The following is a 1,725-nucleotide window of genomic DNA, read 5'->3' as shown; positions in this document are numbered from 1 at the left end:
ACTTCTAGGATACGACCCGTACATTTTGCTTTCTGACCTTCGGCAAGACCTTTAGGGTCACCTAGGACAACGACACCTACAGAATCACGCTCTAGGTTAAGCGCCATACCGTATACGCCGGTTTCAAACTCTACCATCTCACCATACATTACGTCGGCAAGACCGTGAATTAGAACGATACCGTCAGATACACTGACGATAGTGCCCTCATTTTGGGCTTCAGAAGAAACATCGAGAGTTTCGATGCGCTTCTTAATAATTTCGCTGATCTCAGCTGGGTTTAGCTGTTGCATGCGTTAAATCCTCAAATCTGAATCTGCTACCTAAGCACTAACCGCTTCGGCCAATTTTGCAATTTTGCCACGGACAGAAGCATCGATGACTAGATCGTTGGTGCGGATAATTACGCCACCAATCAACGACTCATTTACAGTCGATGTAACAACGACTTTACGATCTAGTTTCTTACTTAGTACTTGTGCAAGCTTATCTTGTTGTTCACCGCCCAGTTCAAAAGCACTCTCCACATCGACGTCTACTGACATCTCTAGCTGTGCTTTGAAACCTTCAAACAATTGAGCAATCTCTGAAAGTAACTCTAATCGGTCATTTTCAGCCAACACAACGATAAAGTTTTTACCTTCATCATTTAACTTATCACCACATGATTCGATGAAAAGCTGTGCTTTTTGCTCACTTGTCAATGCTGGGTGGTCTAGAACAACACTCATGTTCTCGTCCATAGCTACTGCAGAAGAATAAGCAAGCATGTCTGACCAAACTGTCAAAGCTTCCTTATCCTTCGCGGCCTGAAAAGCGGCTTTAGCGTAGGGTCGGGCAATCGTAATTGATTCTGCCATCATCCACTCTCAAAACTTAAATTTCTGAGGCAAGCTGATCGAGTAACTCACCATGTTTGCTTGCATCGATTGAAGATCCAAGAATCTTTTCTGCGCCCGCAATTGCGATTGCAGATACTTCAGCGCGAAGCTCTTCTTTCACGCGATTCTTTTCTTGCTCAATTTCAGCTTTAGCAGCAGTGATTAATCTGTCACCTTCTTGACGAGCAGTTTCTTTCGCTTCGTCAACAATTTGATTTGATCGTTTGTTCGCTTGCTCGATTAGTTCAGCTGCTTGTGCTTTCGCTTCTTTTAGCTCTTCAACTGCTTTTTTCTGTGCAAGTTCAAGATCTTTAGACGCTCTGTCAGCCGCTGCTAAACCGTCGGATATTTTCTTTTCGCGTTCTGTCATTGCACCAATGATTGGTGGCCAAACATACTTCATGCAAAATAGCACAAAGCCTGCGAAGAAAATCATTTGTCCAATAAGTGTGTAATTGATATTCACACTAATTACCTCACTTTCGTTGTTAGTTTACGTTTTTAGCTAACTAAAGACGTGTCTATTAAGCACCAACGCCTGGAGCAACAACGAAAATCAAGTACATAGCGATACCAACACCGATAATTGGCACAGCATCGATCAAACCAGCTAGTAAGAACATCTTACCTTGTAGCATTGGACCAAGTTCTGGCTGACGCGCAGTACCTTCCAATAGACGTCCACCAAGTAGACCCATACCAACTGCCGCACCAAGTGCACCAAGACCAAGCATAATTGCAGCTGCAATAATTACTAGTTCCATTTTTTTCTCCTGCTTTAAGTTAAAAAGTTAAGTTAGTTAAAAGAAAAGTTTAAAAATTTAGATTAATGATCTTCGTGAGC

Annotated in this window: 4 protein-coding genes; all 4 read right to left on the bottom strand. The window is 42.4% G+C overall.

What is annotated here, in order from left to right; translation table 11 throughout:
* Positions 1–293 (bottom strand): HAS-barrel domain-containing protein (locus tag A3729_RS17745; RefSeq protein ID WP_369820142.1); only part of this gene is annotated, 293 nt, incomplete at its 3' end.
* A 30-nt stretch (positions 294–323) separates the two neighbouring features.
* Positions 324–860: a F0F1 ATP synthase subunit delta gene (locus A3729_RS17740; protein WP_068507297.1), complete on the bottom strand. Its 537-nt coding sequence runs from the start codon at positions 858–860 to the stop codon at positions 324–326.
* Positions 861–876: 16 nt separating this feature from the next.
* A complete protein-coding gene (locus tag A3729_RS17735; RefSeq protein ID WP_068507299.1) occupies positions 877–1,347 on the bottom strand; it encodes a F0F1 ATP synthase subunit B in 471 nt (156 codons plus the stop codon).
* A gap of 58 nt (positions 1,348–1,405) precedes the next feature.
* Positions 1,406–1,645 (bottom strand): F0F1 ATP synthase subunit C, encoded by a 240-nt coding sequence (atpE, locus tag A3729_RS17730; protein WP_068507301.1) that lies wholly within the window; start codon positions 1,643–1,645, stop codon positions 1,406–1,408.
* Positions 1,646–1,725: the final 80 nt, after the last annotated feature.

This window comes from Oleiphilus sp. HI0043 (assembly GCF_001634935.1).
This window is presented reverse-complemented; position numbering and strand designations above follow the sequence as displayed.

What these genes read in the sequence shown, in the direction of transcription:
- A3729_RS17740 (WP_068507297.1), bottom strand. Translation starts at nt 860, where the DNA reads ATGGCAGAATCAATTACGATTGCCCGACCCTACGCTAAAGCCGCTTTT.
- atpE (WP_068507301.1), bottom strand. Translation starts at nt 1,645, where the DNA reads ATGGAACTAGTAATTATTGCAGCTGCAATTATGCTTGGTCTTGGTGCA.